The following is a 23,368-nucleotide window of genomic DNA, read 5'->3' as shown; positions in this document are numbered from 1 at the left end:
AATATTATAGTAACAATATTTTTCTTATGTTTGTTTCTTAACCAAAAACCTATAATAATGGAAGAAACTTCAGTATTTGAAAAATTCGAGCTGCATCTCGATCATTCTGCAAAAGATTTTTTAAAGGAAACCGCTAAGTGGGCTTATTTTTTGTCAATTCTAGGATTCGTCGGAATTGGACTTTTTGTTGTCATTGCAATTTTTGCAGGAGCATTTTTTTCTACTATAGGAGCTGCAATGCCTGGAATGGGAGCTTATGGGGGCTCTTTTGGTGCAATTATGAGCTTCTTTTATTTATTAATTGCGGCAGTTTATTTCTTTCCTGTTTATTATCTGTTTAAATTTAGTTCAAATGCTAAGAAAGCTTTCAGAGATAATGATTCAGAAGCTTTATCATCATCTTTAGGATATTTAAAATCACATTATAAATTTATTGGTATTTTAATGGTTTCTATTTTGGTATTGTATGCATTGTTTTTCTTGCTTGCTATTACCGGAGCTTTATTAGGAAGATAATCTTTAAGTATTTTTAAGACAATTGATATAAAAAAAACGTCCTGAATTTTCAGGACGTTTTTGATTTTTATTATTCTGCAGCTGCAGGAGCTTTTTGTTCTTGCTTTTTGATGTCAGCAACATATTTAGTCAATTTCTTTCCGTAAAGCGATTGTGCTACTTTTGGCGTCATCGATTTCTGGATTGTATCAAGAAATTTGATATTGATATCGTAAATCTCTGCTAAAGCAATATAAGGTGCGATTTCGTGATCTTTATTGTTGAGAGCGAAGTTTGTAGCATACAAATATTTTCTTTTGATATTTGATTCTTGTTTTGCGTTTAAGCTGTCAATCGCTTTTTGATCGTTTCTTTTCATTGCTTTAAATCTTGGTTCTACTAAAGCAAGGCTCTCGTCATTAAAACGATTGTTTATTTTTTTATACTCTTCGTATAATTCTTGATTTTTAGATCCTGTAATTTTAGCGTTATAGATAAAGTTATCCAAGTTTGTGTCAATGTTTATATTTCCAGGTTCTGCGAAGAATAAAATATTGTTGTCCATTGAATTCGTTACGCCTCTGTCTAAAAACAAGTAAAGCATTTCTGGAGATTCAAGTTTGATGTCGCGTTCAAAAGTCGAGTTTCCGTCGATTTTAATGCTGTCAATTGCAACAAGAGAAGTGTCAACAATTCTTTGAATATATAAAGTTCCTTTTTTTAATCCTTTAATGTTTCCTGTGATGTGCAGGTTGTCAGTAGATTCATTTTTTTTACTGCATGATGCTAATAGGGCAATTGCGGCAAAGGCAATAATTGATTTTTTCATTGGTTTTTAGATTTTGGTGCAAAATAAAGAAAATAGTTTGAATGCAGCCATGGTGATTTAAATTTTAATAAAAAATAAATCCCAACCTATTTCTAAATTGGGATTCATTCTATTTTTATAAAAATGAGACTTTTACATTTGTAAGTTGTAAGTCACACCACTCTCATGTGTATAAGTAAATTTGCTGTCGCAGTCATTGTTTCCGTAGTCAATAACTCCTTTTAGAAATCCGCCTTCAATTTTTAATTCTCCTTTTGAAATATACAGGCAAGAGTATTTTTTTACTAAGGCTTTTTGAACAGTCAATGTTAATGTTGCGCCTTTATCTGTTGTTACAGTATGAGTTCCTTCTGTCATTTCATATACATTGTCTTCAAGAACAAAAGGAGTATCAACACCTGCAGTTTGTTTTACTGTGTATGATCCTGAGTTAGTGTATGCTCTTCCTAGTAAGTCAGTAAATTTTCCATTAGTTACTTTTCTAGTCCATTGTGGTACAGTTGGAACTGTTGTTGCATTTGTATATTCAATTGTTCCTTCTAGTTTTATTCCGTTAATAGAATAGTCAATTCTTTCAATAGTCAATTTACTTCCTGTAGTAGTTATTGGTCCTGAAAGTGTCAGTTTCAGTTTTCCTTTTCTTGTAAGCTGATTGTCAACGCATCCTGCAGTTCCATAATCTACAGTATATACTTTAGGGTAAGATGTTCCAGAAACGGTAATTGTTGCGCAAACTGCGGCTGCGGGTTTTGATGTGCCCGAGCTGTTTGTTACAGATAATCCGGTGTTTACATCCATTTCGTTTACGGCGTCAATTGAAATTGAAGCTCCAACTGCAGTTGTATCGGTTTGGTTTGCAATTTCATTGTCGCTAGAACAAGAAACGTAAGTTAGTGCTGTGGCACAAATAGTTGTAACTAAAAGAGCGATTTTTTTCATAGTAGTTTTTTGTTTAAGTTAGATTTAAAGGTGTTCAAATGTAACAAAAAAAATGAAAAGCAATGAAAAATTTAAAAAGCTTCATTTTGGTCAGAATTTATTTTTTGCTTTTGTAGAAAAAATAGCCAAGAACTCCGGTGAGAATTGGAAGAAGAAAATTAAAAACTAAACCCATATTTTTTAATTGAGCGATATAATCTTCCTTGGAATTAATCTCTTCTGTTCGGGGCAATATTACGAGAACAACAGTAATAAAAACGAGATAAAGCACAGATGTGCCAATAGCAAGATAAAAATATATTTTGTCCCTTAATTGTTCTTCAAAAAGCTTTTGGCTAAAAAAAGTACTGCCCATTATCAAAGCAAATATAGAAGCCAGATATTTGGCAAACCAAGTCATAACCTCTTTTGGGATTGGTTTAAAAATGCCAAAAAGTAAGTGATAACCAACAAAAATTAATAATAACATGGTCCAGATAAACCACAATTTGACTAATTGTTTTTGTGCTATAAAGAATGTCATTTAGTGAGGAGTATTAGGTTTGAAACTGTTTTTAATCTGTTTTTCAAATTCATAGGTTGGATCTTCGAGCACTTCAGCCTCTCCCATTTGTCCTTCTTTTTTTATTTCGAATAGTTTTACGATTACTGAATAATCCTCAGTAAATGTATTGTTGGGGTTTGAAAGCAATTCGTTTAGTTCGGGAATAGATTTCCAATTTGAGTCTAATGCATCAGTTTCGTATATGCGACTAAATTCTTCTAAATCAAATCCAGCAGGATTTTCACCAAGAACTTTTTTAGTTACTAAAAATAAATAGAATCTGGAATATCCTTCTTCAACGCAAGAAAATTGAAACCATGAGCACTCTTTATTGGGTTTACATTGTTCTGTGTAGATTGTTTTTCCATCTTTTGTAATGCATTCTTTTCGGGTAATTATCGCATAGTTTCCGTTGCCGGTATCGAAATATTTATAATTTCCGGTTTCTCTTTTAAGTTTTTTTTCTACAACTGCAATAAGTTGCGAATTGAGCTGTTTTAAGGAAATTCCTTTTTTGAAGTAAGGAGTAAGATAAACCGTTTTGGTTGGATTTAATTTTTGGAAATAAGTAACATAATTAGGGAGCGGATTTTTCATCATTGCCACAGTGCATCCGTTATCTGATTTCGGTCCTGGATGATCAGGGCAATTGTCTTCTGAATCAGGAACGCCATCGCCATCTCGGTCTGAACAACCCTGCGCTGCTACTTCTCCTTTTAAATTTGGGCAAGCATCATATTTATCAATTATGCCGTCGCTATCACTATCTAATAAACCGTTTTTTGAAATACTATCTAATTGTTTTTGCAAAGAAGCAACTTCCAGTTCTTTAGACCGAAATTCTTTGTTTGAAACGCAGGAGATAAATAATATACAAGAAATGATCAAGAGTATTGATTTCTTCATCTATTTGGTTTTTATCTTGTAGATTAAGTTTTTTAGCTTTTTTGGAATTATAAAGTTAGCAAAATATTTCAATTAAACCTATTGTAAGTAATTGTTTTTCAATTAATTGAATAAAAAAACCTGCAAATCTAAACTTGCAGGTTTTTAATTATAAATGGATGAGATTTTAAAATCTTATTTAATCATCTCAAAACTTCTTTTTACGAAAGCAGTTAAAGCTTCACCTTTTAAAAGATTCTGCGATAATTTTGCTAAGTCTAAAGCTTGTTTTACCAAGTGTTCTTGGTGTGTTTTATCTTCAGTGTTTAAAATACTTGAAGCTAAATCAGAATTTGTGTTTACAACCAAATTGTACATTTCCGGCATATTTCCCATTCCGAACATGCCACCTCCGCCAGTTTGGCTCATTTCTTTCATTCTTCTCATAAATTCTGGCTGCGTAATAATGAACGGAGCTGCTTGAGAATCCATAGCTTCTAATTGCACGCTATATGCTTTTGGAATATAAGCTTCTAATGAAGTTTTTAAAGTTTCTTTTTCTTCATCAGATAATTTAGAAATCGTGTTTTCGTCTTTTTTGATCAAATTATCGATGTGATCAGAATCAACACGTACAAAAGTTACATCTTTATTATCGTTTTCAATTTTCTGAATTAAATGCGAAATAATTGGAGAATCTAAAAGCAATACTTGATAGCCTTTCTCTTTTGCTGCTTCAATATAAGAGTGCTGTGCATCTTTGTTTCCAGCATAAAGAACTACAAGTTTGCCATCTTTATCAGTTTGGTTCTCTTTTAGTTTTTCTTTTAATTCTTCTAAAGTAAAATAGGTGTCATCTACAGTTGGGTATAATACAAATGCAGCCGCTTTTTCGTAGAATTTATCTTCAGAAAGCATTCCGTATTCTAAAACGATTTTAATGTCGTTCCATTTTGCTTCAAAATCAGCACGGTTTTCGTTGAATAACGATTTCAGTTTATCGGCAACTTTACGTGTAATGTAGTTTGAAATTTTCTTAACTGCACCATCTGCTTGTAAACCAGAACGAGAAACGTTCAATGGAATATCTGGAGAATCAATTACACCTTTTAACATGGTCAAAAATTCAGGAACAATTCCTTCTACATTATCAGTAACGTAAACTTGGTTTTGGTACAATTGAATTTTATCTTTCTGGATTTGCATGTCGTTTCCTAGTTTCGGGAAATACAAAATACCAGTTAAGTTGAATGGGTAATCTACATTTAAATGAATGTTGAATAATGGCTCTTCAAATTGCATTGGATACAATTCTCTGTAGAAGTTTTTGTAATCTTCATCAGATAATTCAGAAGGCTGTTTTGTCCAAGCTGGGTTTGGGTTGTTGATGATGTTGTCAACTTCAATAGTTTCATTAACATAATCTTCAGGAGCATCTTCTGGTTTTGGAAGAGTTTCTGTTCTAGTTCCAAATTTAATTGGAATAGGCATAAACTTGTTGTATTTGTTTAATAAACCGCTGATTTTAGAATCTTCTAAAAATTCTAAAGAATCTTCAGCAATATGCAGAATAATTTCAGTGCCACGTGAAGTTTTGTCAGCTGGCTCTAAAGTAAATTCAGGACTTCCGTCACATGTCCAGTGTGCAGCTGGTTCATCTTTGTATGATTTTGTGATGATTTCTACTTTTTCAGCAACCATAAATGCTGAGTAAAAACCAAGACCAAAGTGACCAATAATTCCAGAATCTTTTGCAGAATCTTTGTATTTGTCTAGGAATTCTTCGGCACCAGAAAAGGCAACTTGATTGATGTATTTTTCAACTTCATCAGCAGTCATACCTAAACCTTGGTCGATAATATGAATTTTTTTGCCTTCTTTATCAACTTTAATTTCGATAACCGGATTTCCGTATTCAACTTTAGCTTCGCCAATGCTGATTAGGTGTTTTAATTTTAAAGTTGCGTCTGTTCCATTTGAAACCAGCTCACGTAAAAAGATTTCGTGATCGCTGTATAAGAACTTTTTGATTAAGGGAAAGATGTTTTCTACAGAAACATTAATTTTACCTGTTGTCATATTTTTTTAATTTTTGAGTTTAATGTGATGGTTTTCATTTGTTCAAATAGAGTACCAATTTTTTTTGGGTGACAAATTGTCGGAAGTGTTAATTTTGAAAGAAAATAAATAGATTTTGGAAGAGAAATTATCTCAACGAATCGTATATTTGTGGTATAATAATTGTTAAACGCGTAAGTATTAACTTAAATAATGTACAAAATGAAGAAAATTATTTTCATTTGCATGATCGCCACGATGTTTTTCGCGTGTAAATCATCTTCGTCTACAACGGCTGCAACAGAAGCGCCAACACTTTCTACTAAACTTGACAAATCGACTCAAGTAGCTATTAAAGGAAATTGGGTATTAACCAATGTATCTTATCCGGGTTCTGATTATATTAAGGTGAATTCATTTGATCTTGCTGATTCAAAATGTTTTATCGGCAGTACTTGGAATTTTATTTCAAATAATAATAAAGGTACTATGACTTTAACAGCGCCAAGCTGTACAGCATTTACTTCGCCAATTGTTTGGAGTATTAATAATCAAGGACTTTTTGTTCTTAAGATTGTTAATCCGGGAACAAAATCAAAAAATGTTAAAGAAGGATATTTGCTAAAAGTTGCAGGTTTGAGTGATAATTCATTTCAATTAATCGACAACATTAATGTAGGCGGACAAACTAAAGATGTTACTTACCAATTTCAAAGAGCCAATTAATATTAAAATATATACACATGAAAAAGATAACAGTTTTAGGGTTGAGTAGTTTACTTGTATTAGTTAGTTTTTTTGCAAGCTGCGATTCAGTTAAAAATGCAAATAACACGCAAAAAGGTGCCGGAATTGGAGTAGTTGCCGGTGGTCTTATTGGTGGTATTTTAGGAAATAATTTAGGAAAAGGCGGAAACGCTGCTTTAGGTGCTGCAATTGGTGCTGCCGTTGGTGGTGGAACAGGAGCACTTATTGGAAACAAAATGGATAAACAGGCTCGTGAAATCGATCAGGCTTTACCTGGTGCTGATGTTGAAAGAGTAGGTGAAGGGATTCACTTGACACTTAACGAAAATGCTGTTCGTTTTGATACTAACAAATCGACTTTGACTGCTCAGGCAAAAGCTAATCTTGATAAATTAATCCCTGTGTTTACTGAATACGGAGATACTAATATCGAAATTTTTGGTTATACAGATAATACTGGAAAACCAGAATATAATTTAACGCTTTCCGGACAAAGAGCGGCATCTGTACAATCGTATTTAGTTTCAAAAGGATTAAAGTCAAGCCGTTTTAAAACTTCAGGTTTAGGTATTGCTGATCCTATTGCAACAAATGATACGCCAGAAGGAAGAAGCCAAAACCGTCGTGTTGAGTTTGCAATTACTGCAAATGACAAAATGGTAAATGACGCTAAAACTGAGGCTGGAAAATAATTTCAAAAGACAATAAAATTTCTTTAAAGCTGTTTCAATAATTGAAGCAGCTTTTTTTTTGACTTTAGGAATTAAACATTGTAAATTTGAACTTTCAAATTCAACTCATGCTCGACATTCAAAATATTTCTTTTTCGTACACTGATACACCCGTTATAAAAAACGTTTCTTTTACTGTAAATAAAGGTGAAAATATCGCCATTATTGGCGAAAGCGGTTGCGGAAAAAGTACGCTTCTAAAACTAATTTATGGTTTGTACGATTTAGACGAAGGCAAGATTTTTTATAACGAAAAACCTGTTCTAGGTCCTAAATACAATTTGATTCCGGGAATGCCTTATATGAAATATTTGGCACAGGATTTTGATTTGTCTCCTTATGAAACGGTAGCTGAGAATGTTGGGAAATTCTTGTCGAATGGATTTGCCAATATGAAAAAGCTGCGTGTGCAAGAATTATTGGAAATGGTTGAAATGGAAAATTTCGCCAATGTAAAAACTAAATTTTTGAGTGGAGGCCAACAGCAGCGAGTAGCTTTGGTTCGTGTTTTGGCATTAGAACCCGAAGTAATTTTGCTTGATGAACCTTTCAGCCAGATTGATGCTTTTAGAAAAAATGCTTTGCGCCGAAATCTATTTAGATATTTAAAACAAAAAGGAATTACCTGTATTATTGCAACACACGACAGTACAGATGCGTTGTCCTTTGCTGATGAAGCTATTGTGATGCGAAATGGAGAAGTGATTACCAAAGGCGATCCTGCAAAAATATACGAAGATCCTGAAACGAAATATGTGGCTTCTTTATTTGGTGAAGTAAATGAAGTAGCTACACATTTATTGCTTGATTACAATGATGAAGCACATAAAACATTAGTGTATCCGCATCAGTTTAAAATGGTTGCTGAATCAAAGCTTCCTGTAAAAATCAGAAGAACTTATTTTAGAGGAAATCATTATTTAATTGAAACTGTTTATAAAAGGCAATTGATCTTTTTTGAAAGCGAAATTGATTTGCCACTTGAACAGGAAATTTTTCTTGGCTTAAATTATCTTTAATTAGAGAATGTGTCAATTTGATAATTAGATAATTTTGAATACTTAAAAAAGAAAACCCGACAGTTTTTTATATCTGTCGGGTTTTCTTTTTGTAACTTTTAAAGAGAAAATTAGTTTTTCAAATACTTTTCTAAAAACTGATCTTGTTCCCACAGAAGGTGCAGAATGTTTTCTTTAGCTACATAGCTATGTGCTTCTTTTGGTAAAATTACCATTCTCGCATTAGCGCCTAAACCTTTTAAAGCTTGAAAATAACGCTCTGTCTGCAAAGTAAAAGTTCCAGGATTATTATCGGCTTCACCGTGAACTAATAAAATTGGAGTTTTCATTTTGTCAGCATTCATAAAAGGTGACATTGTATTGTAAACTTGAGGAACTTCCCAATAGTTGCGCTGTTCTGTTTGGAATCCAAACGGAGTCAAAGTTCTATTGTAAGCACCACTTCGTGCAATTCCGCAAGCAAAAAGATTAGAATGTGTCAATAAGTTAGCCGTCATAAAAGCACCATATGAATGTCCTCCAACTGCCACTTTTTTACGATTGATGTAACCTAAAGCATCTACAGCATTAATTGCTGCTTCGGCATTGTCAACTAATTGCGAAATGAAATTGTCATTTGGTTCTGTTGTCCCTTCGCCAATAATTGGGAAAGCAGCGTCATCAAGAACAACATATCCTTTAGTTACCCAATACACAAAAGATCCATAATAAGGAAAAGTGAATTCGTTTGAATTTTGAGTCACTTGTCCAGCGCTGTTTTTGTCTTTGTATTCTGCTGGATAAGCCCAGATTAACAAAGGCAGTTTTTCTTTTTTAACTTTGTCGTAACCAGCTGGTAAATATAAAGTTCCAGAAAGTTCAACGCCATCTTTACGTTTGTATTTAATTACTTCTTTGCTAACATCTTTAATGCTCTCAAAAGGATTTTTAAAAGCTGTGATCGGAGTTAGGCTGTTTTGTTTTTTTATGTTTCTGAAGTAATAATTCGGATACTCACTTTTAGACTGAATCTGAACTAAAACTTTACCTGATTTAAAATCTTCAATTTCTAATAAATCTTCTTTTTTGTCTTTATAAGAAGAAGTGTAAAGGCGTTTTGATTTTAAAGTTTTTAGATTGAATTCGTCTATAAAAGGAAATTGACCAGCTTTGGTAAATCCTTGTCCAATACGAAATGCATTGTCGTTTTCAATAGCTAAAACGTATTTATTGTATTCGTTTTTCTTTGTTTCAAATGTACCAGGATCAGAATAAACATCTTGTGAATTTCTGTCTGTAATCAATTTTGGCTGTTCACTTGGATTTGACGGATTGATCAAATACGTTTTTGTATTACGTGTATCATACCATTCATCAGAAACAATGGCAATATTATCATTCCCCCAAGTTATATCACTAAAACGTTGCGGTAATTTTACTAGTGAAGTCGGATTGTTTGTAAAAGGTGCATCCCAAAGAAAAACTTCATCTCTAAATTCTACTTTGTTTGCAGGATCTCCTTCGTCTAAAGCGGTTACAAATCCTAGTGTAGCTGGTTTGTCGTTTCTCCAAGCCATTTCACGTTTTCCTTTCCTAACAGCCATAAAACCTTTAGGCATTATTTCGCTTAACGGAACTTCATTTACTGTTTTGATTTCTTTTCCTCTTGCATCATAAACAATTGTTTTTGAAGGGAACCTGTATAACGGCACTACATATGAAAACGGTTTTTGAATTGTAGTCAGCATAATGTAATTTCCATCAGGAGAAATTCTTTCTCCAGAATACATTGCTGCATCTTTAAATAAAACAGCATCTCCTTTTAGGTTTACTTTGTACAATTCAGAAGTAACAATATTTTCAAAATTTGCTTCGTCGTTTTTGTTTTTCAACATATCTGGATAGGTTCTGTTTTGAGATTTTTCTCCAGAAGTATTTGAAATAATTGGACCAGTCGGCAAATCTTTTTTAGCATCTAATAAAGGCTGTCTGTTTTTAGGAAGCATTTTTACTAAAATCGTTTCATTGTCTGAAAACCAGTTAAACGGATTCCCAAGATTTGCATTTACTGTGCCTTCAGTAAGTTTTGTCGCACTCGCAGTTGCAACATCTAAAATCCAAAGTTCAACGCCTGTTGCAGTAGTGTGCGAAAACAATATTTTTTTGTCATTTGGCGACCACAAAATATTACTGATTTTAGGATTGCTTGGCAAACCTGAAACCTGCACTTCTGCCGTATTGTTTATTTTACGTACTTTTAAATTGTTTAAATACGTTACCGTACTTGAAATATTAGTAATTGGATTAATTCTTAATCCGCCTAAACGAAGTTCCTCTTGATTTAAATCGTCTAATGTTTTGTAAGTAGGCCTGTACATTAGCAGCATGTATTCTTTTTTAGTATCCATTGATACTGTAGGAGCACGTTCGTAATCGGCTAGATCTAAAATGGATTTGGATGGTTTTTGGTAGGTTAAGCTTTCTTGGGCAAAAGCAAATAAACCAACGTTTAGAAATAAGAGCAGTGTAACCTTTAATTTCATAATTTGAATTTTAGGGGTTTAAAAAATGGTATTCGTAATGTTTGACTAAAGTACTTCAATCTTGTTACAATTTAAAGCATATTTTTAATAGTTTTCATCATTTTTAACAGATCACTGATTTTTCTTGAAAGAAAAAGTTTTAAAGAACTTTAGAATTAAAGTATATTAAATTGTCAATAACGAAAAAAATAGTAATTTGGGTGCTTATGTTTTAAACTATACGTAAATTTGCAATCCAATTTTTTAACAAACAATAAAAGAATATGTATCATTCAAAAATAGCGGGCTTAGGATATTATGTTCCTTCAAATGTTGTAACCAACGATGATTTGTCTAAGATTATTGATACTAATGACGAATGGATTCAGGAAAGAACTGGAATTCAGGAGCGCAGACATATCATTCGTGGAGAAGATACCACAACTTCAATGGGAGTAAAAGCAGCTAAAATTGCAATAGAACGTTCTGGCGTAGCCAAAGAAGATATTGATTTTGTAGTTTTTGCAACCTTAAGTCCAGATTACTATTTTCCAGGACCTGGAGTTTTAGTACAGCGCGATTTAGGTTTAAGAACTGTTGGAGCTTTAGATGTAAGAAATCAATGTTCTGGTTTTGTTTATGCTATTTCTGTTGCTGATCAATATATTAAAACTGGAATGTATAAAAATATTTTGGTTATTGGTTCTGAGGTGCATTCTACAGGATTGGATATGACAACACGTGGACGTGGTGTTTCGGTTATTTTTGGAGATGGAGCAGGAGCAGCTGTTTTAAGCCGTGAAGAAGATTTGACAAAAGGAATTTTATCAACGCATTTACATTCAGAAGGGCAACATGCTGAGGAATTAGCATTGCAGGCACCAGGAATGGGCGCGCGCTGGGTTACAGATATTATTGCCGACAATGATCCTAATGACGAGAGTTATTATCCATATATGAACGGACAATTTGTATTTAAAAATGCAGTAGTTCGTTTTGCCGAAGTAATCAATGAGGGCTTAGAAGCAAATGGACTTCAGGTTTCAGATATTGATATGCTGATTCCGCATCAGGCAAACTTGAGAATTTCACAGTTCATTCAGAATAAATTTAAATTGTCTGATGATCAAGTGCATAATAATATTCAGAAATACGGAAATACAACGGCAGCTTCTATTCCAATTGCTTTAACTGAAGCTTGGGAACAAGGAAAAATAAAATCTGGAGATACAGTAGTTTTAGCCGCTTTTGGAAGTGGATTCACTTGGGCGAGCGCAATTATCAAATGGTAAATTAATTCATCTTGCATTATATTTTAAACCTGCTTCATTTTGGAGCAGGTTTTTTTATAATTTTGCTTGTGTCATTGCGAGGAACGAAGCAATCTCACGAGAAATATTACGTTTCTTATTAGGGTGAGATTGCTTCGTTCCTCGCAATGACAAACTAGAAAAAAAGATTGCATTTAAAATGAAAAAAAATCAACTAGAAATTGCCTGTTTTAATTACGCATCAGCTTTGATTGCGCAAGAAAGTGGTGCAGATAGAATTGAACTATGCGAAAACATGGAATTAGGAGGTACAACGCCAAATTCTATTTTAGTAGTGAAAGTCCGCGAAAGCGTGAATATTAAAATGCACGTGATTATAAGACCTCGTGGCGGTGATTTTGTTTATTCGGATGAAGAACTTACCGAAATGAAACAAGATATTAAGCAATATAAAAAGCTGGGGGTTGATGGTTTTGTTTTTGGAATTTTAAAATCTAATGGAAAAGTCAATAAAAAACAAAATCGAGAATTAGTTCATTTAGCGCATCCACTTTCCTGTACTTTTCACCGTGCTTTTGATGTTGTTGATTCAATTGAAAAAGGACTTGAAGATGTAATTGACTGTGGTTTCAAAACTATTTTAACTTCAGGGAGAGGGAAAAATGTTGAAGAAGGGATTTTTGATTTAGAGCTGATTCAGGAATTAGCCAAAGACCGGATTGAAATTATGCCTGGAGGAGGATTAAGATCTTCAAATATTAAATTACTGCAGGATAGATTGACGCCGACTTATTATCATTCTTCAGCAATTACAGATAAATCAGAAATTGCAAATCCAGAAGAAATAAAAGAATTGCGAAATTTTTTATAGACAATAAATAAAAATAAAAAAATCCTGGAGTTGGCATACTCCAGGATTTTTTTTTCTACAAGAACTATTAAAATCTACTAATCAAAGTGGGATTAAAACATTCCGCCACCACCTTTATTAGTGTTATCTTCTCTTTGTTTACGCTGTAAATTTTTGATTTTTCCGCCTCCAAAGTTATAAGTTAAACCTAAATAAACTGTTTGACTTTCCCATGTAAACTGACCTGTTTGTGGGTAAGGATAAACTCCGTCAAAAGCATATTTCATTGTGTTGAAAACGTCGTTAAAACGAACGCTGATATTCATTTTGTTGTCTAACAATGTATAACGTGAGCCAATATCCATTTTGTACATTGCTTTTCTTTCCTGCTGAACATCGTCAACTGGTCCTCTGTAAAAACCAAATAATAAAAAGCTTAAACGTTTTGTTGGTTTGAAGTTTGAATTCATACGAGCATTGAATGCTGACGTTGTTACACTACGCTCAAGAGGTGAAGTTGTTCCAGTTGCTGGATCAAATTGAAACACAATACCTTGCTGTTTAATACTTGAAAAATCAATAGATGGCTGAATATCCCACCATTTTGTTAATTTGTAGTTGAACGAAACATCAAAACCATAAGCGCTGTTGTGATCGTAATTTGTGTAACTTAAAATTTGCTTGTATCCAGATGGGTCATTTGGATCTGGGCTTAAAGTTCTGCTTATTTGATCATTGATGCTTCTTACAAAAACTCCAGCAGTAATGCTTCCTTTTTCAAGAGTTTTAGTGTAATTTACTTCAACAGAGTTTGTAAACTGAGGTCTTAATTCAGGATTCCCGTATGAAGTTACTAACGGAGTAGAAAACTCACGAATAGGTTTTGTTTGCTCTAAACTTGGGCGGTCTACACGACGGCTGTAGCTAAATTGCAATGTGTTTTTCTCATTTAAATTATAAGTTAAATAAGCTGAAGGATATAAAGTAATATAATCATCATTAAATTTATCCTGACCGTGATTTAAGTTTGCAGCAACTTTGTAGCTCTCAAAACGAGTTCCTAATTGATAACTGAATTTTTTGAATTTTTGACCAAATGTTACATATGCAGAATAAATATCAGTATCATAGGTATAGTTTGAAATTTGTTCAGCAACAGGAACTAGAGGATTACCAGTGTTGTAATCGTTACTTGTTCTTGTAATTCTTGCTTCGGCACCAGCTTCAAGGGTAGTTTTATCGTTTAAAGGATTTACGTAATCAACGTTTAAAGTACTCAGTTTTCTTTGGTCACCAATTTTATCGCTGTAAACTACATCATTTACTGAATTATTTGGTCTCGTTGTCTGTGTGTCAAAAGTTGCATTTTGGCTAACTTTCGTGTCGCTGTAATTACCTTCAAAATCTAAGGTATGTCCTTCTTTTTTGAAAATATGTTTGTATGCTAAATTATAAGTTCCTGTTCTGCTTGGCCCTTTATAAGTTGAATTTTGGTAAATATTCAAAATATTTGGATCACCATTATTGTAATCAATATCAGTAATTACATTTCCGTTTCCAGTTGATTTGTTTTGATTGGTATAGAATGACAAAGTATTTTTATCATCGATCAAATAATCCATACCTAGTTTGTATAGGTAATTGTCATTTTCGTTTGAAATATCTAAATTTTGTTTGATATCCTGATCTAATCTATAGATTTTTCCGTCGTTAAAATAAGTACCAAAGTTTTGGCCTCCATTTCCGAAGAAATTTACTTTTCCGGTTTTGTAGTTCAAATCTAAAGACTGATTGTATTTTGCAGTTTCTCCAAAAGTAATACCGCCACTGTAGCTTCCGTTGAAACCAGTGTTGGCATTTTTGTGCAACACAATATTGATAATTCCAGACATTCCTTCCGGATTATATTTTGCACTTGGATTTGTAATCAATTCAATTTTTTTGATCGAAGTCGATGGAATTTGTTTTAATAATTGAGCAGGATCGATATTCGAAGGTCTTCCGTCAATTAATACACGTACATTATCATTTCCGCGAAGCGAAAGTTTTCCGTCCTGATCTACGTTTACAGATGGAATATTGCTCATAATGTCAGATGCAGAAGCTCCGGCAGTAGTTAAATCTTTACCCACATTAATTACTTTACGGTCAATTTTTTGCTCAATAGTTGAACGTTCAGCAACAATATTTACACCTTTTAATTGGGTTGCCTCTTCTTCAAGAGAAACATTTACCGTAGCGGTTTTTCTGTTTTCGCTCAAAATTAGCGAACCAACGTATTTTTTGAAACCAATGTATTGAATTTCAATAGTGTAGCTTTTTAATGCTAAGTTTTTGATAGAAAAATCACCATTATCATCTGTATTCACTCCAGATACAACTTTTCCATTTTCCTTGATAGAAACAGTTGCATACGAAATCGGTGCGTTATTTGATTTTTCAATAATTTTTCCGGAGACCGTCCCCGAATTCTGGGCCTGTGCTGTTGCAATTAAACTGAATAATGCTAACAGAAAAAATTTTAATTTCATAATTAATAATTGATTATTTTGATTTGATTGATGATGATTGTTTTTTTGTTTTTGTTAGATTTTTTTTTTGCTTTAAATGAATTCAAAGTCTCTATTAAGACTCTTTTATGATTGATATGTTACAAAAAAAACTTAAAAAATTTCATTTTAATTTGCGAGCTACTGTTTTGTAGGAGATTAGCATTTTAATTTTTTGATAATTTTAACATTCATCTTAGAAGCATTTTTAAGAAATTCTAAACGTTTTGTGCGATTTTATATGTTATTCATTTTCTGTAATTGATGAATAAGCAGTATCTTTGCTCACTTTAAAAATAAGTTTACATGTCATTATCACAAATTCTTACACCTTCTATACAAAGCGCCATTCAGGCATTATTTGATGTTACTGTTGATAAAATCGAATTTCAAACTACCAGAAAAGAGTTTGAAGGCGATATTACAATGGTCATTTTTCCATTGTTGAAAATCATCAAAAGCAATCCTGCTGAATTAGGAAATAAAATTGGAAATTATCTAGTTGAAAATGTTTCTGAAGTTGCTCGCTTTAATGTCGTGTCAGGTTTTTTGAATATTGTTATTTCAGATAGTTATTATCTAAATTTCTTCAATGAAATAAAAGAGAACACTAAATTTGGGTATGTTACTCCGAATCCAGAAGACAAAGCAATAATGGTTGAATATTCTTCACCAAATACAAATAAGCCTTTGCATTTAGGTCACGTTCGTAATAATTTATTAGGATATTCTGTTGCTGAAATTATAAAAGCTTCTGGTAAAAAAGTATATAAAACTCAAATCATCAACGATCGAGGAATTCATATCTGTAAATCGATGTTGGCTTGGGAAAAATTTGGAAACGGAGAAACTCCTGAAAGTTCAAATTTAAAAGGCGATAAATTAGTTGGGAAATATTATGTGGAGTTTGATAAAGCCTACAAAACAGAAATTAACCAATTAATTGAAACTGGAAAAACGGAAGAAGAAGCAAAAAAACAAGCTCCTATAATTATTGAAGCGCAGGAAATGCTGAAAAAATGGGAAGCTGGCGATGAAAAAGTAATCGAGCTTTGGAAAATGATGAACCAATGGGTTTATGATGGTTTTGCAACAACATACACCAATCTTGGAGTTAATTTTGATAAATATTACTACGAAAGCAACACTTATTTATTAGGTAAAGACGTTGTTCAGGTTGGTCTTGATAAAGGTGTTTTCGAAAAAGATCCTGACGGTTCAGTTTGGATTGATTTGACAGATGAAGGTCTTGATCGCAAAATTGTTTTGCGTTCTGATGGAACTGCAGTTTATATGACCCAAGACATAGGAACAGCAATTCAGCGTGTAAAAGATATGCCAGATGTTGGTGGAATGGTTTATACTGTTGGAAATGAACAAGATTATCACTTTAAAGTGTTGTTTTTAATCTTGAAAAAATTAGGTTTTGACTGGGCTTCAAATTTATACCATTTGTCATATGGAATGGTTGATTTACCTTCAGGAAAAATGAAAAGCCGTGAAGGAACTGTTGTTGATGCTGATGATTTGATGCAGGACATGACGGATACTGCCAAGCAAATTTCTGAAGATTTAGGAAAATTAGACAGTTATTCAGCAGAGGAAAAAGCAAAATTGTATAAAACAATTGGTCTTGGTGCTTTGAAATATTATATTTTAAAAGTTGATCCAAAGAAACGTATTTTATTCAATCCTGAAGAATCTGTTGATTTTGCTGGAAATACGGGTCCGTTTATTCAATACACATATGCACGAATTCAATCAATCATTCGTAAAGCCGATTTTGATTTTTCTGCCAAAACAAATATCGAAGAGCTTCACGAAAAAGAAAAAGAATTGGTAAAAGAAATCGAACTTTTTCCAGAAGTAATTCAGAACGCTGCGCAAAATCACAGCCCAGCACTGATTGCAAATTATACATACGATTTAGTAAAGGAATATAATTCGTTCTATCAATCCGTTCATATTTTAGGTGAAGTTGATTTAACTAAGAAGATTTTCAGAGTACAGCTTTCTCAAAAAGTTGCAGAAGTTATTAAATCAGCATTAACTTTATTAGGAATTGAGGTTCCAGAAAGAATGTAAGAATAGAAATTTTAGATAATAAAAAGCCGATAGTTTTAAACTATCGGCTTTTTTGTTTTACTCATAAAATTTTTTTTCTGTAAGTTTTATTGTATGTATCTAATTCTTAAATCGTTATGTTTTGTTTTCTTTCGGTTCAATAATTTGTAATATTAAACTTTCTTTTTTTAATGTTAAAAGACTTATAATTCTTGTTAAAATTATCTTAGTTTGATAGATTTGCGTCAAATAATCAAAAAAGATAAATAAGTAATGAAACAAAAAATTGTAAGAATTGTGCTGTTGTTTTTGATAACAGGAATGCAATTGATTTTTGCACAGGAAAAAGCTATTTCAGGAACTGTTTCAGATAACGCTGGAATACCTTTACCAGGTGTCAGTGTTTTGGTAAAAGGAACAAAGTTAGGAGTACAAACTGACTTTGATGGGAAGTATGTTATTAAAGCATCTTCAAATCAAGTTTTGGTTTTTAGCTACATCGGAATGAAAACACAAGAAGTTTTGGCAACTTCTTCTTCGATTAATATAAAACTAAAAGATGATTCAGTTGAGTTGGAAGGTGTTGTAGTTACTGCGCTAGGAATTAAAAAAGATGAAAAAAAGTTAGGCTATGCTGTTTCTAAAGTAACTTCAGAAGAAATTACAAGATCAGGTGAGCAAAATGTTGTCCAAGCTTTGGCAGGAAAAGCAGCGGGAGTTCAAGTAATTGGTTCAGGGGGAACCCCAGGGGCTTCGAGTAAAATTATTATTAGAGGTGTAAATACAATTACAGGAACATCTGATCCTTTAATTGTTGTTGATGGTGTGCCAATTGACAACAGTACAAGTCAAACCAGTGCCGGAGATAATCCTTTTAATGCAAATTTATCTGGGATAAATAACTCAAATAGAGCTTTAGATATCAATCCAAACGATATCGAAAGTGTATCCGTTCTTAAGGGGCCGGCAGCAGCGGCCTTATATGGAGAGAGAGCGGGAAATGGGGTTATCATCTATACAACTAAAAAAGGCAAGGCTGGAAAAGGTTTAGGAATTGATTATTCAACTTCATTAGCAATTGATAAAGTAAGTCAGCTTCCAGCAAGACAGAACAAATATGTGCAGGGTACAAGTGCAACAGCAACGGCAGTAAATCCAAGTACACCTCAAAGTTGGGGGCCGTCAGCGCAAAAAATTGGCGTACCAATGTATGATAATGTTGGAAACTTCTTTCAGGAAGGTCTAACATTTACAAATAATTTATCATTTTACGGAGGTGATGAAAAAGCCACTTATAGAGCTTCTTACGGAAATGTCACACAAACAGGTATGATTCCGGAAACTGGTTTAAAAAGAAACACTTTAAGAGTTGTTGGAGATTTAAAGCTTAGTGATAAGTGGAAAACAGGAGGAAGTTTACAATATACGCATACAACAAATACTTTAGCTCAAAACGGAAGTAATGTGTCTGGAGTAATGCTTAGTTTACTACGCTCTGTAGGGAATTATGATTTAAGAAATTATAGAGATGCGGAAGGAAATAATATGAATTATGTTCAGAGTTATGACAATCCATATTTTACAGTCAATGAAAACCCTGCAACAAGTGATGTTAATCGTGTTTTTGGAAATATGTATTTAACTTATTCTCCAGCTGAATGGTTATCATTAACAGCAAAGGGAGGAGTAGATGCTTATTCAGATTACAGAAAACAAGTTTATGCAATTTCATCTAACGGCGATAATCTTGCAGGTATTGGAGAAGTAGCATTTAATAATATTAACAATAAGCAATTCTATGGAGATTTTATAGCAAGTGGATTACTGCCATTACATTCTGATTGGTTAAAAGTAAATTATACTGCTGGACTTAATCTGCGTTCTTCACAAAATACAGATGTATTTTCAAGAGGGAAAGAACTTGCTGTAAGAGGGGTGTACAACTTGTCAAATGCGACCCAGCTTTATGCTTCAAATTCAGAAGTTAATATAATGTCGAGAGCTTTGTTTGGACAACTGGAATTTGATATTAAAAATCAGCTTTTTATAACAGGTTCTGTTAGAAAAGAATGGTCATCAACTTATGGAACAAATGCAAACAGTGCTATTTTTCCAGCTGCTTCAGCCTCATGGATTTTGACAAATTCATTTGATTTACCAGAATGGACTAGTTTTGCAAAATTGACATATGGTTATGGAGAAGTTGGTATTGCGCCTCAGCCTTATTATACCATAAGTACTTTCTCGCAACCATTTATGACAGATGGTTTCACAGATGGTTTAAGTTTTCCGTATAATGGAGTTAACGGTATGTCTGTTTCGGGCGTTTTAGGAAATCAAAATTTAAAACCTGAAAGAGTTTTAGGTCATGAATTAGGGTTAAGCACTAAATTTTTAGAAAATCGTTTAACATTAGATGTGAATTTGTATTATAAAACATCTAAAGATTTATTGATTAGAATGCCATTACCACAATCCAGCGGATTTGGATTAGTATATCAAAATGCAGCTGAATTAGTAAATAAAGGTATTGAAGTTGAGTTAGGTTATGATTTATTCAAGAAAGGCAATGCATTTCAATGGAATGTTAATGCAAACTGGGCTAAAAACGAAAACAAGGTTACCGATATTTCAGGAAATTTAGATGCAATTTCTATTGAAACTGCTTTTGGGTCAATAGGATATTATGCAGTTAAAGGACAGCCTTTGGGTAGTTTTTATGGAACTAAATGGCAAAGAGATGCAAACGGACAAAAAATTATTGGTACAGACGGTTTGCCATTAATACAATCCGAAACAGGAAATCTAGGAAACTCTGCGCCAAAATGGACTGGAGGTTTGAGAAATACTTTCTCTTATAAAAGAGTTGCATTATCTGGTTTATTAGATTTTAGACATGGTGGCGCTGTGTATAATGGAACTCTTGCAAGATTGCACAATTTTGGAGTTTCTGAGGCTTCTGCTGATAGGGAGCATACTTATATTATTTCTGGTGTAAAAACGGATGGGACTCCAAATGATATTGCCATTTCAGCTAAAAATTATTATCAAAAATACTTAGGTGATGGAGGTGGAGCTGCAGAAGAAGCTATCACAAATGTAAATTGGGTAAGACTACGTGATGTTACTTTAAGTTATGATTTTATTGTCAAAAAATTTACAGCTATTAATTCGGCTCAGTTATCATTTACCGGAAGAAATTTATGGTTAGATACTAATTATAAAGGTGTTGACCCAGAAACTAGTTTGACTGGTGCTGGCTCAAGAATTAACGGGTTGGATTACTTTAACAACCCTGGAAGCAAATCATTTATAATGACTCTTAAAGTAGGTTTCTAATTTTAAATTAAATAAAAATGAAAAAATATATAAAAAGTATTATTCTGATGGCAGTTGGCTTCAGTTTGCTTACAAGTTGTGATTCTGAGTTAGATCACTTTAATGAAAACCCAAACTCTCCAATTTCGACTACTCCAACTTTGTTGTTGTCTGCAATGGAAGTTTCTACTTTTTCAACTCATACAGGAGGATTAATTAGGACTTCCAATATTTTTGATCAGCATTTAGCTGGGACAAGTGTAGGGCAATTAGGAGATATTCAGCGTTACATTGTTAGCGAACAGGATGTAAATAACGAATGGAATACATTATATGGCACTACATTGATTAGTGGGCATATTTTAAATCGAGATTTCGCTGGGCATTATCCTTATTATAATGGTATTGGTCAAATATTGACTGCAATAAATTTAGGTTATGCAACAGATTTATGGGGAGATGTTCCTTATGACGAGGCTTTTAAAGCAGATCAAGGAAATAAAACACCAAAATATAACACGCAGCAAGAAATTTATCAAAGACTACAGACAATTTTAGATGAAGCAATTGTAAATTTAAGCAAATCAGTTTCAAGTAATATTTCTGTGCCGGCTACTGACGATTATATTTTTAATGGTAATACAAAAAAATGGATTCAGACAGCCTATGTTCTTAAAGCAAGATTTGCTTTAAGGCTTACGCAAGTTGATACTAATGCAGCAAAAAAAGCTTTAGAGTATATCAATGCATCTGGAATAAGTTCAAATAATGATGATGCTAATACTTTTTTTCCTGGCACATCAAATGGACTTAATCAATGGTATGCTTTTGATAGAAGCCGTGCCAATTATTTGAAAACTGGTGCTTATTTTGTGAACTCATTGCAAAATGCAAATGATCCGAGATTGCCATTTTCAATCGCCTTAAATAAACCAAAACCACCGATAGTTCCAATTTATGTTGGTAACATTCCAGAAGATTTAGACACAACTTCGTCATCGTACATAGGTTCTGCTTTTGCAAGCGCTACATCTGCAATTGGATTAGTTACTTATGGCGAAGCTAAATTTATTGAAGCTGAAGCAAAACTACGTTTAGGGCAAGATGCAAAATCCGCATTACAAGAGGCAGTTAGTGCATCGGTATTAAAAATTACAGGAACAGCTGCGACATCTGAATTTTTAGCAGCTGCGACGGCTACAGTTGATTTAGAAAATATTATTAAGCAAAAATATCTTGCACTTTTCTTAACTATGGAGCCTTATAATGATTATAGAAGAACAGGATTTCCTGCTTTAATACCAAATCAGTCTTCAAATAAAAAAGTGATTCCGGTACGATTGCCAACTCCGTCAGATGAGAGGCAGTATAATCCAAATGCGACAGTAGTCAGTAATGTAACTACAAATGTCTGGTGGGATAAAGACTAACATGATTTAATAAAGATTAAATAAAACTCCTTATATCGTTTTTAACTATTTTGAATTAGTACCCTTTTAGTGAAAATAATGCAAGGGATAAACCATCTATATTTTAGATGGTTTTTTTATATGCAAAAAGCCGATAGCTTAAAAACTACCGGCTTTTTTAACTAACAAAATATTTTTATTTTTTAACGAACTTGTCGATAATAGCATCAGATTCTGCTTTTGTTGCATCTGGTTTTAAGTCAAATAAAAGAGAATATAAAGCTTTGCGGTCAACTTTAGCTTCTAAGTTTAAGTCTTGGTGTCTGTCAAAAAGAACTTGCCATTTGTTACGAACATTTTGCCAAAGATCTTTGTTAGTAGCCCACCATTTTTGAGCTGCAGCACATTTAGAATCTGGAACTTTTGTATAAACATCAAATCCTTTTTCTTGAGCTAAAAGAACATCTTTTCCGCTTTCATCTCTAACTAATTTGTCGTTATCCTGCTCATGATTCCATCCTGTAGCAGTAATTTCGTGTATGTTTCTTCTTTTCAAAACATTATAGTCATTACGTTTTGTCTGCTCTCTTCTTGGAAGTGGTGCATCAGCAACATTTGACCAATAATCTTGTCCGTCAACATGTACCCACGTTGATGATCCTTCATATCTTGGACTGTCATCTACTTGATATACTTTTTGAGTCCATTGACCTTTAACGGCTTTTTTATCTAATTTTTTATATTTCCAAGAAGTCCCTTTATCAAACGAATATAAATCTGTGTTTTCATAAAGCCAATCTTGTCTCCAGTGTTTGATGATCATATCATCGCTCACAATCAATAAATGCTGCATTACAATTTTATTAGGAGTGTCATCTAATAATTGAACCCATTCTAAAGCAGACTCATGTTTAGTTTCTGATGGCTTATAAGTAAGAGAATCTTTAGGGTATGAAAACGTTTCTGTGAAGTTGAATTTTACTTCGTAGCAACCACACATTGATTTTATTGATTTAATGTCTTGGTGTTTTTTGTCCTGACTGAAACCAAGAGCACAAGTCAAAGCCATTACGGCCGATAAATAGAGGCTTTTTGTAATCATAACGTATTGTTTTGTTTTAAGATTTTTGCAAATATATTAATTTATTTAGAATAAATA

General features: G+C 33.1%; 17 protein-coding genes. 9 read left to right on the top strand and 8 right to left on the bottom strand.

All coding sequences use genetic code 11. The features are described 5' to 3' along the window. Positions 1-57 precede the first annotated feature (57 nt). On the top strand, positions 58-516 hold the full coding sequence (locus EV145_RS11820; RefSeq protein ID WP_133525424.1) for a DUF5362 family protein: 459 nt from the start codon (positions 58-60) through the stop codon (positions 514-516). A gap of 70 nt (positions 517-586) precedes the next feature. Here the strand turns inward: EV145_RS11820 and EV145_RS11815 are convergent, their stop codons facing one another. The 5 genes from EV145_RS11815 to htpG form a co-directional block, all read right to left on the bottom strand. Beyond that, positions 587-1,324: a DUF4369 domain-containing protein gene (locus EV145_RS11815; RefSeq protein ID WP_133525423.1), complete on the bottom strand. Its 738-nt coding sequence runs from the start codon at positions 1,322-1,324 to the stop codon at positions 587-589. A gap of 132 nt (positions 1,325-1,456) precedes the next feature. Beyond that, positions 1,457-2,263: a hypothetical protein gene (locus tag EV145_RS11810; RefSeq protein ID WP_133525422.1), complete on the bottom strand. Its 807-nt coding sequence runs from the start codon at positions 2,261-2,263 to the stop codon at positions 1,457-1,459. Between the two features lie 97 nt (positions 2,264-2,360). Then, positions 2,361-2,786, bottom strand: coding sequence for a hypothetical protein (locus EV145_RS11805; RefSeq protein ID WP_133525421.1), 426 nt, complete (start codon positions 2,784-2,786; stop codon positions 2,361-2,363). Continuing rightward, positions 2,787-3,713: a thrombospondin type 3 repeat-containing protein gene (locus tag EV145_RS11800; protein WP_133525420.1), complete on the bottom strand. Its 927-nt coding sequence runs from the start codon at positions 3,711-3,713 to the stop codon at positions 2,787-2,789. A gap of 174 nt (positions 3,714-3,887) precedes the next feature. Then, positions 3,888-5,771 (bottom strand): molecular chaperone HtpG, encoded by a 1,884-nt coding sequence (gene htpG, locus EV145_RS11795; RefSeq protein WP_133525419.1) that lies wholly within the window; start codon positions 5,769-5,771, stop codon positions 3,888-3,890. A 201-nt stretch (positions 5,772-5,972) separates the two neighbouring features. On the opposite strand from htpG, the gene EV145_RS11790 reads away from it, so the two are divergent. The 3 genes from EV145_RS11790 to EV145_RS11780 all read left to right on the top strand — a co-directional run bounded on the left by EV145_RS11790 (position 5,973) and on the right by EV145_RS11780 (position 8,247). Further along, entirely contained in the window at positions 5,973-6,476 is a 504-nt protein-coding gene (locus tag EV145_RS11790) for a lipocalin family protein (protein ID WP_166638444.1), read from the top strand. 17 nt (positions 6,477-6,493) lie between these two features. Beyond that, a complete protein-coding gene (locus tag EV145_RS11785; protein ID WP_133525418.1) occupies positions 6,494-7,189 on the top strand; it encodes an OmpA family protein in 696 nt (231 codons plus the stop codon). 107 nt (positions 7,190-7,296) lie between these two features. Further along, complete coding sequence (locus EV145_RS11780; RefSeq protein ID WP_133525417.1) at positions 7,297-8,247, top strand: ABC transporter ATP-binding protein; 951 nt, start codon at positions 7,297-7,299, stop codon at positions 8,245-8,247. 110 nt (positions 8,248-8,357) lie between these two features. Here EV145_RS11780 and EV145_RS11775 read toward each other — a convergent pair whose 3' ends face one another. Then, entirely contained in the window at positions 8,358-10,769 is a 2,412-nt protein-coding gene (locus EV145_RS11775; RefSeq protein WP_133525416.1) for a prolyl oligopeptidase family serine peptidase, read from the bottom strand. 263 nt (positions 10,770-11,032) lie between these two features. Between EV145_RS11775 and EV145_RS11770 the strand changes: the two genes are divergently transcribed. Continuing rightward, a complete protein-coding gene (locus EV145_RS11770) occupies positions 11,033-12,040 on the top strand; it encodes a 3-oxoacyl-ACP synthase III family protein (RefSeq protein WP_056200855.1) in 1,008 nt (335 codons plus the stop codon). Between the two features lie 178 nt (positions 12,041-12,218). After that, positions 12,219-12,890 carry a copper homeostasis protein CutC gene (locus EV145_RS11765; RefSeq protein WP_133525415.1) on the top strand — a complete coding sequence of 224 codons (672 nt, stop codon included), beginning with the start codon at positions 12,219-12,221 and terminating at the stop codon, positions 12,888-12,890. 92 nt (positions 12,891-12,982) lie between these two features. Here EV145_RS11765 and EV145_RS11760 read toward each other — a convergent pair whose 3' ends face one another. Next, positions 12,983-15,400 (bottom strand): TonB-dependent receptor domain-containing protein, encoded by a 2,418-nt coding sequence (locus EV145_RS11760; RefSeq protein WP_133525414.1) that lies wholly within the window; start codon positions 15,398-15,400, stop codon positions 12,983-12,985. Between the two features lie 324 nt (positions 15,401-15,724). On the opposite strand from EV145_RS11760, the gene argS reads away from it, so the two are divergent. The 3 genes from argS (at position 15,725) to EV145_RS11745 (ending at position 22,230) form a co-directional block, all read left to right on the top strand. Continuing rightward, positions 15,725-17,503 carry an arginine--tRNA ligase gene (gene argS / locus EV145_RS11755; protein ID WP_133525413.1) on the top strand — a complete coding sequence of 593 codons (1,779 nt, stop codon included), beginning with the start codon at positions 15,725-15,727 and terminating at the stop codon, positions 17,501-17,503. 252 nt (positions 17,504-17,755) lie between these two features. Then, positions 17,756-20,821, top strand: a complete 3,066-nt coding sequence (locus EV145_RS11750) for a SusC/RagA family TonB-linked outer membrane protein (RefSeq protein ID WP_133525412.1) — start codon at positions 17,756-17,758, stop codon at positions 20,819-20,821. Between the two features lie 17 nt (positions 20,822-20,838). After that, positions 20,839-22,230, top strand: coding sequence for a SusD/RagB family nutrient-binding outer membrane lipoprotein (locus EV145_RS11745; protein WP_133525411.1), 1,392 nt, complete (start codon positions 20,839-20,841; stop codon positions 22,228-22,230). Between the two features lie 175 nt (positions 22,231-22,405). On the opposite strand, the gene EV145_RS11740 is transcribed toward EV145_RS11745, so the two are convergent. After that, the gene (locus EV145_RS11740; protein ID WP_133525410.1) at positions 22,406-23,311 is read right to left on the bottom strand and encodes a DUF6607 family protein; all 906 of its coding nucleotides are present in this window, start codon (positions 23,309-23,311) and stop codon (positions 22,406-22,408) included. Between the last annotated feature and the right edge of the window lie 57 nt (positions 23,312-23,368).

The sequence above is a fragment of the Flavobacterium sp. 245 genome (assembly GCF_004362055.1).
Lineage (GTDB): Bacteria > Bacteroidota > Bacteroidia > Flavobacteriales > Flavobacteriaceae > Flavobacterium.
The sequence above is the reverse complement of the archived record's forward strand: the minus strand, read 5'-3'. Positions and strand labels throughout refer to the sequence as shown.

Coding starts and splice junctions, on each gene's coding strand:
- EV145_RS11780 (WP_133525417.1), top strand. CDS start 7,297: ATGCTCGACATTCAAAATATTTCTTTTTCGTACACTGATACACCCGTT.
- EV145_RS11800 (WP_133525420.1), bottom strand. CDS start 3,713: ATGAAGAAATCAATACTCTTGATCATTTCTTGTATATTATTTATCTCC.
- EV145_RS11805 (WP_133525421.1), bottom strand. CDS start 2,786: ATGACATTCTTTATAGCACAAAAACAATTAGTCAAATTGTGGTTTATC.
- EV145_RS11770 (WP_056200855.1), top strand. CDS start 11,033: ATGTATCATTCAAAAATAGCGGGCTTAGGATATTATGTTCCTTCAAAT.
- EV145_RS11750 (WP_133525412.1), top strand. CDS start 17,756: ATGAAACAAAAAATTGTAAGAATTGTGCTGTTGTTTTTGATAACAGGA.
- EV145_RS11745 (WP_133525411.1), top strand. CDS start 20,839: ATGAAAAAATATATAAAAAGTATTATTCTGATGGCAGTTGGCTTCAGT.
- EV145_RS11820 (WP_133525424.1), top strand. CDS start 58: ATGGAAGAAACTTCAGTATTTGAAAAATTCGAGCTGCATCTCGATCAT.
- EV145_RS11775 (WP_133525416.1), bottom strand. CDS start 10,769: ATGAAATTAAAGGTTACACTGCTCTTATTTCTAAACGTTGGTTTATTT.
- htpG (WP_133525419.1), bottom strand. CDS start 5,771: ATGACAACAGGTAAAATTAATGTTTCTGTAGAAAACATCTTTCCCTTA.
- EV145_RS11785 (WP_133525418.1), top strand. CDS start 6,494: ATGAAAAAGATAACAGTTTTAGGGTTGAGTAGTTTACTTGTATTAGTT.
- EV145_RS11790 (WP_166638444.1), top strand. CDS start 5,973: ATGAAGAAAATTATTTTCATTTGCATGATCGCCACGATGTTTTTCGCG.
- EV145_RS11765 (WP_133525415.1), top strand. CDS start 12,219: ATGAAAAAAAATCAACTAGAAATTGCCTGTTTTAATTACGCATCAGCT.
- EV145_RS11740 (WP_133525410.1), bottom strand. CDS start 23,311: ATGATTACAAAAAGCCTCTATTTATCGGCCGTAATGGCTTTGACTTGT.
- argS (WP_133525413.1), top strand. CDS start 15,725: ATGTCATTATCACAAATTCTTACACCTTCTATACAAAGCGCCATTCAG.
- EV145_RS11760 (WP_133525414.1), bottom strand. CDS start 15,400: ATGAAATTAAAATTTTTTCTGTTAGCATTATTCAGTTTAATTGCAACA.
- EV145_RS11810 (WP_133525422.1), bottom strand. CDS start 2,263: ATGAAAAAAATCGCTCTTTTAGTTACAACTATTTGTGCCACAGCACTA.
- EV145_RS11815 (WP_133525423.1), bottom strand. CDS start 1,324: ATGAAAAAATCAATTATTGCCTTTGCCGCAATTGCCCTATTAGCATCA.